Annotated in this window: 5 protein-coding genes; all 5 read right to left on the reverse strand. The window is 73.3% G+C overall.

The features are described from left to right. Positions 1 to 35 precede the first annotated feature (35 nt). Positions 36 to 749 carry a CRISPR system precrRNA processing endoribonuclease RAMP protein Cas6 gene (cas6, locus tag N869_RS16325; RefSeq protein WP_156968272.1) on the reverse strand — a complete coding sequence of 238 codons (714 nt, stop codon included), beginning with the start codon at positions 747 to 749 and terminating at the stop codon, positions 36 to 38. A gap of 19 nt (positions 750 to 768) precedes the next feature. After that, positions 769 to 2,958: a TIGR03986 family type III CRISPR-associated RAMP protein gene (locus tag N869_RS00890; protein ID WP_035056486.1), complete on the reverse strand. Its 2,190-nt coding sequence runs from the start codon at positions 2,956 to 2,958 to the stop codon at positions 769 to 771. A gap of 1 nt (position 2,959) precedes the next feature. Then, complete coding sequence (csx19, locus tag N869_RS00895; RefSeq protein ID WP_035056491.1) at positions 2,960 to 3,460, reverse strand: type III-D CRISPR-associated protein Csx19; 501 nt, start codon at positions 3,458 to 3,460, stop codon at positions 2,960 to 2,962. 17 nt (positions 3,461 to 3,477) lie between these two features. Continuing rightward, positions 3,478 to 5,061 (reverse strand): RAMP superfamily CRISPR-associated protein, encoded by a 1,584-nt coding sequence (locus tag N869_RS00900; RefSeq protein WP_035056494.1) that lies wholly within the window; start codon positions 5,059 to 5,061, stop codon positions 3,478 to 3,480. Beyond that, positions 5,058 to 6,944, reverse strand: a 1,887-nt coding sequence (locus tag N869_RS00905; protein ID WP_232229537.1) for a hypothetical protein, incomplete at its 5' end; no start/stop codon positions are given. The genes N869_RS00900 and N869_RS00905, both read right to left, overlap by 4 nt.

The following is a 6,944-nucleotide window of genomic DNA, read 5'->3' on the forward strand; positions in this document are numbered from 1 at the left end:
TCACCCTCATCCCACCCTGTCATCGTCCGCCCCGCTCAGCCCTTGGGGCGGCCCAGGACGACGCCGCTGCCCGACGTCGTCGCGCGTCCCGCACCCAGCAGCTCTGCGGCGGCGGTCAAGACACCCAGCACCTCACGTGACCGTGTCGGGGACCGTCGAGGCAGATCCACCTCGACACTGCCCACCGCACCGCGCCGCGGCACCCCCCGGACCGTGCTCGTCCGGACGGTACGCAGGTCGAACTGCGACACTCGCGCGTGCTCGAGAAGTGCCCCGCGGTCCTCGGGTCCGAACCGCAGCGGCGCCGGGGCGAACAGGTTCCACCGTCGTAGGAGCGACCCGAGCAGGAGAGTCGGTTCCGGGAGGACGACGTCGGTGCCCTCACGGTTGAAGTACGTCGGGGTCACGAGGTGGAACCCGGCACCCCCGGCCGGCGGCGCCTGGGCGACCTCCTCGTACTCCACCGCAGCCAGCTCGGCCCGGTGGACCCGAAGATCGGCGGGCCCGAGCCGCAGCTGCAGAGGTGGCTCGAGCATGGCCGGGGGGACGTGCCCGTCGGCGAGCCAGGTCAACCGCCACGCAACCCCGGTGGCGTCCGCATCCCTCAGCGGCCACGCCGTCCATGGCTTGACCTGCGTACGGTGGCCACCCTCGCCCTCGAGCAGCGAGCAGGCGACCGCATGCAGCCTGGCAGGGGTACCATGCTCCACCGCGGGCGCGGGCAGCAGCAGGTCCAGGGTCAGCGGCATGACGCACGCTCCCCGCGGGTCACCGTGGGCCTCCCCTTCGGCCACGCCCCTGAGCGTTGCCGCGCCGGGCACCGCCGCCCATGCCCCTGGTCGACCCCCTGCTGGTGTCGCGGTCCTCCAGGTAGGGCAACCCGAAGTCCGGGCCCAGCTCCGGGAGGGGAAGGCGCCTGTCCCGGGTGTTCGCCACGAACCACTTGTACGACTCCCTCTGCGGGGGGACGGGCCCGGCCGACGGGTCACCGGTACGGGGGTAGTGCACCGGGGCGCCCGCGCCGTCAGACGTCTGGAAGCCGCAGGCGGCCGCGAGCCACGCCTTCCGCACCTGTGGCAAGGCCTCGCGCAGGACGTCGTCGAACTTGGACCGGCACAGCGACACGATGCGGGCGGAGTCCGAGGCGTCACTCTGCGGGGCGAGCGACGTGTACCGTCCCGCGACGGCCCGGCCTGCCAGCACCTGCGTCCCAGCGAGGTCCAGGCCGACCCGGACGCTGCCGAAACCCAGGGGTCGTCCGCCACCCAACCGGTGGTGCGCACCGGAGGGCGGGTCGAGCACCCAGAGCAGCGCACCGAGCTCGGTCCCCGTCAGGTTGTCGAAGCGCACCGTCGTCGCGAACCTGGTGCCCGCAGGCACCCAACCCTCGACGCGACGCGTCACGGAGTCCGGTGTCCCGCCGGGCGCGAGGTAGGAGCGGAACGTACCGCCCACCCGATCCTCGGCCGTGGCCCCGGGCCCGGGCGCCCAGTACTCCGGAGGCAGGTCCTTGTGGTGGTGGTGGACGTACACCTTGCGGCCCCGCAAGGTCTGGTCCGGCGCGTACCCCATCGAGGCGCTGTGCGCGGTTCCACGGCGAAGCGGTTCGCCTCTGCCATCACCGACGTAGAAGCGGAACTGGCTCGGCTTCGGGGAATTGAGGACGGCGAGCTTGGCGGACACCTCCAGCCGGTGCACGGCCTGCCCGTCCGTCACGCAGACCACCGGGTCCAGCCTGACGTGCCCCCGGTAGGCGGCGACCGTGCCGTCCGCCGGTCCGGCCGGTGCCACCCACCCGAACACCCGGTCGGCAGGGCTGAGCCTGTCGGGATCCGTCGCCGGGAGGAGGTCCGGACCGGCGACCTCACGGGGTGAGCGCGCGAACGGCGCCCGCCCGATCATGGAGGGCACGATGCGGTCGACGTCGCGGCCCACCATGACGGCGTGGACCGGCCGGCCAGGCTCCAGGTCCCGCCACCTCTCGTGGTCCGTGACGTAGGCCGCGGCATCCTTCCGGCCGTCGCTCGCCGCCACATAGGAGTCGATCACTGCCCGCCAGGACGACAGATGGCGTGTGGTCAGGTTCGCAGTCTGGCACTCCAGACTCGCGGGACCCTCCAGCACCTCCGTCACGACCAGTCGTTCGTCGTGCTTCTTCATGAAGCTCTTGCCGGACTTCATCAGCCGGCCCACGACCCGCACAGGCGCCAGGCCCTCGGCCCTGTACGCGCGACCCTCCACCGGGTCGGAGGCCGTCGGTGCCAGCCGGCCGCGACGTTCGAGGTCGGAGACCCGCCAGATCCGGAAGGTGGCGCCCCTGCCTCGCTGACCCGGGTCGCGCCGGATCAGGTGGACCCACGCCTCTACCTCGTCCCCGTGCTCGAAGCGTGCCACGTCCACACTCCGGGGCGAGGTGTACGCGGGCACCCAGACCTGGAGCCCGGACGGGTCCTCCCCGGCAGGGACCAGTTCGGTGACCAGGAGCCGACCGTCCGCACCCGCCGTGGGGAGCGACTGAACCACCGCGGCCCTCAGGTCGAGGGCCGACTTCGCCGGCTGCCTGATCGCGAGCGGTGTGTCGTGCGGGCCGAAAACACCGAACCGGGAGTTCGTCACCGCCTCGAAGGCACTGCGCAGCATCCCCTTGACCGCGGTCGCCTCCAGCAATGGTCGACCGTCCGCATCGACCCGCACCGGGAACGTCCGAAGGCCATCCTGGTCCTGCACCGGCCGGGCCGTGTCCAGGAGCAGCAGCGGGGTGACGGTCTCAATCGTCACGGCGACACGGCCGTGGAACCGGTCCGACCGGTACCGGTCGTGGCCCGCCGGTGGCCCGTCCGCCAAGCTTGCTGGGAGTCCGGACCGCGCAGGAGCAGGGACGAAGCCGTAAGGGTGGACGAAGTGATCGCCGGCCACCGTGTGGGGCCGTTCGTCGTCCACGCGAGGGTTCTCGGACATCTCAGCTCTTCTCCGTCGTGATGATCCGCACCGTGCGTTCCTGCACCACGCGGGACGTGCCGTGCTCGTCCTCGGCGGCGTACTCCACCACCTCGAGTGCGAGCCGCGACCCGATCGGCGCGTCGATCGGCACCTCGAGGCCCCCCACCCGGGCAGAGACCGTGGTCGACCAGCCGGCCGTGCTTTCGGTCACCTCGCCCCACAAGAGGAACGTGGTCACGCACAGGCGGTCGGGGCCTTGCTCGTCGTCGGCCTCCTCGATCATCACGGCGCAACCCAGCCCGCCCGTCCCATGGGTCCACCTGACCTCCCGGACGCCGTCGAACGCACACACCTCGAACACGTCCGAGAGGTCCACCGGCTCGCCGTCCCGGCCCACAGCGGCTCCCGCCGCAGTCACCCGGACCGCGCGGGCCCCGGCCGGCCCCATCAGCAAGGCCGTTCCCGCACCACCCAACGCAGCCAGTGCCTCGTCCGCACCCACCAGCCGCCCCTCTGCCACCGGACCGGTCCGTACCCTCACAGCCCCACCCCCTGCCCGGCCAGTGCGGCGAGCACCCGCACCGACCACTCCTGAACGGTGCCGTTCGCCCTGACACCCGTCAGGGACGCCCCGGCGAGCTCCTGAGCCACCTCGGCCAGGGAACGCGGGGCGGTACCCGGGTCGAGGTCGAACCTGACCTGCCCCGGGTCCACCTCCACCGAGCCGTAGCCACGCGTCTGGCCGTACCCGAGGCCGAACCAGCCCTCGCACAGGTCCACCAGGACCAGCAGCAGCAGAGCCAGCGCCGCCTCGGCCTCGTCGCCTGCGCGCTCCAGGTCGAGGACCAGCTCGATCGGACGCCACTGCCCCGGGCCTGTCAGGTGAGGCTCGACCACGGTCCACAGAGCCCCGTCTGCCGCGCCCCCCGTCCACCGGTCCAGGGCGACCCTTGTCACCGACCGCAGCTCACCAGGCCCGTCGAGCGCCTCACACAACGCGCCGGTCAGCGGTGGCACCGGCCCGGTCCCCGGGTCGTGGGCGGCCCTCAGCACCTCCCGCCACCTCGCACCAGGGACGGCGCGCTCACTCATGGAGTCCTGGACCACCAGTGCCCCCTTGCGTCCCTGCTGACCGGGATCGTCCGACGATCCCGTCCCGGCGGCGTCGTCCTGGGCCGGCCGCCCGAACAGTGCCACCACCGCGGGTGGCCCGGCCATGCCCTCCAGATGGTCCGACGGAGCCTCGCTCCCCGTCAGCGTGCGGACGATGCGTTCGGCCTGCGAACGCAACGCCCCCTTGATCGACGACCCGGGCAGCAGGAACCGGACCGAACCGTCCAGCGCGTCGCGGCTCGTCAAGGGGACGGTGTCGGCGGCAGCCCCCTGGACCCGCAGGGATGTCATCACCGGGCCGCGCGCGCGCCACGGAACCGTGACGCGAAGCGTGCCCGGGGCAGCGCCGACCTCCACAGGCGCCTGCAAGACGTCCGGCTCCCGGCCCTCCAAGGCCGCGAGCAGGCCCGCACGCGAACCGAGGTCGCGGCGTGTGCGACGGGCGCCCTCGAGAACGACGTGCCCCAGACCCCGGGTCGTGGCTGCACCCAGCCGTAGCCCCGGGCCGGTCAGCACACCCTCGATCAGGGCCGCGAGCGCCGCACCGTCCCCCTCGCGCCCCGACGGCTCCGCCACCAGTACGCGGAATGCGAACGAGGTGCCGCGGGGGAGTACCTCGGCAGATCGGAGGGTGCCGTCGGCCGCGACCCCGCGACGCCTGTCGATCGACGTGGAGGAACGCACCTCGGGGAGCACCAGGTCCTGACCGGTCGCGTCGTCCACGGTGACGAACCCGGCGGCCGCGCCCTCGTCCGCGGTGTTCCTGGAACCCCACAGTCGTGTCGACGCCTCGGCCGACAGGCCCGCCAGGTCGGACGCGCGCTCACAGGCGGAGCGCAGGGCCCCGGCCAACGAGCTCCCTGGAATCAAGGCACGGCCCTGGCCGTCGAGGGCCACCGGCCGGTCCACCAGGTCGCCGGTCAGGCTGCCGATGTGGAGCGGGGTGAGGGCCCGTAGCGTTCCCGTGAGCTCGTAGCGGACCGTTGAGCGTGGACGTGTGGTGGTCATCGGGCACCCCCTCGCTGCCCGGACGTCGCCCGGGTCATGTGCTTGCTCTCCTCGCGGGCGAGGTTCTCCACCAGCAGTGCCCGCGCCTCGCGCACCAACGCGGGTGTGGCACCCGGGTCGGCCATGTCGAGATGCGCCCACACCGAGCCGTCCAGCAGCAGGGCCTCCACGCGGGTCACGTCGTGGGCCGTGGCCCTCGTCTTGTCCCTGGTCTTGCGGCACCACTCGCGGACGGCGCCGTCGTCACCGGCGAGCACGGCGCGTGCAAGCTCCCGCAGGACCCCGAGCTGGGCCCGGGTGGGACCGGCGGGGAGGAGCGCGCGGCGCCGCTGCGCGTCGGTGGTCACCGCCGCCACCTGTTCGGTGATGAGCGCCCGCAAGGCGTCCGTGCGCAACAGCTCGAGTACCTGTGCCCCGTCCGGGTCCAGGTCAGCAGGTCGCGGGACGGACCTGGGGCCGCCGGTGCCCGCGTCGGGTCGCACTGCGACTCGGGTTTGCGCGAGCAGAGGGCTGCCGATCAGCACCCGCCCGAATCCCTCCGCACGTCGCTCACCCAGGCCATCGGTCTGCAACCGGGAGACCCGCGACGCCTCCGGGACGTCCGCGCACCGCACCCGGAGCACCGAACCGGCTCGCAACCCGACCAGGGAGGGTCGCGGCAGACCCCAACGCGCAGACCAGGAGTCCACCCGCCGCGTGGTCGTGAACGCGGCCGGCGCGTGCCCACCCTCGTCGAGATCGACGGCTGTGCCCAGGGAGTGGCTCAGCGCGCCCAGCACGGTGCCGAGACCCGTCGCGGGCCGTCCGGACCCGTCCCGGAGCAGCAGGTCAGAGGTCAACCAGACCGTAAGGACCCGACTCTCAGGGTCCCCGCCCAGCCACGGGTGGGGTGCAGGGTCGGCGACGTCCACCTCGACCCACCCGTAGTCGTCCTTGCTCGACGAGCCCACCCGGTACCGTCCCGGGAGGATGGCGAGGTCCAGGTCGACGTCCGCGGCCGCCCACACCTCGGCACGCAGCTCGGTGCCCTCGGCGATGGCCTCCTGGACGAACAGCCCGCCCGAGTCCTCGCTGGGTCGCCCCAGATCGGGGTCGATCACGGCGTGCGCCTGCTGGACCAGAGGTGCGCCCACCCGCACGGCCGTCCCGTCGGCCCCCGGGGCGAGGTGGCCGGCCAGGGGCCGCAAACGCTCGGCGGCCACCTCCACCAGCACGTTGACGGCAGTGGTCGCCCGACCGGGGTCGGAGCGTTTGGGGGCCTGGATCGAACGCGGCACCGGGAGCGAACGCCACGGCCCGGCGGCCGGGGTCGCATCCGTCACCACGACCCGACCGCCGGTGATCGCAGGTGTGGCCTCCCCACCGAGGGCCCTCGCGAGGATCGGCAGCAGCATCGTGCCGGGTACCTCTTCCCTGCAGGTGACGAGGTTGCCTGACCTCGACCGAGCAGCCGTCACCGGGGTGAGGCACGTCAGGTGCAAGGTGGCGACGTGCTGCAGGGGCTCCTGCGGTCGGTCGCCCAACCGTGCCGCCGCCCCGTGGGCCGGCGCCCGCGGTGGCTCGGGAACCTCAGCGGTCGCGAGCAGGCGCAGCACCTCCGCCATGCCCCGGGGCGAGTCCGGGACCGTGACCGTGCACCTGCCTCCGCCACGCCGGCGGTTCCCGCCCGCGTGCTCGGTCAACCGGGCTGCCGCCAGCAGGACCAGCTCCGCAGGCCACGGCAGCTCGGGGTGCTGCACCACAGCCGTGGAACGGAGCACCAGGCCGGCCCGCGCCCGTTCCACGACGCGGAAGGTGTGGCTCTCCGCCAGGCCCGTCCGGGGGTCCAGCGCCACGCCGGGTCGCAGCGTCACGCATGCGGCAGCGAGGCGCGCCGCCTCGGG

Source organism: Cellulomonas bogoriensis 69B4 = DSM 16987, assembly GCF_000767165.1.
Classification (GTDB): Bacteria; Actinomycetota; Actinomycetes; order Actinomycetales; family Cellulomonadaceae; genus Actinotalea; species Actinotalea bogoriensis.

Coding starts and splice junctions, on each gene's coding strand:
- cas6 (WP_156968272.1), bottom strand. CDS start 749: ATGCCGCTGACCCTGGACCTGCTGCTGCCCGCGCCCGCGGTGGAGCAT.
- N869_RS00890 (WP_035056486.1), bottom strand. CDS start 2,958: ATGTCCGAGAACCCTCGCGTGGACGACGAACGGCCCCACACGGTGGCC.
- N869_RS00900 (WP_035056494.1), bottom strand. CDS start 5,061: ATGACCACCACACGTCCACGCTCAACGGTCCGCTACGAGCTCACGGGA.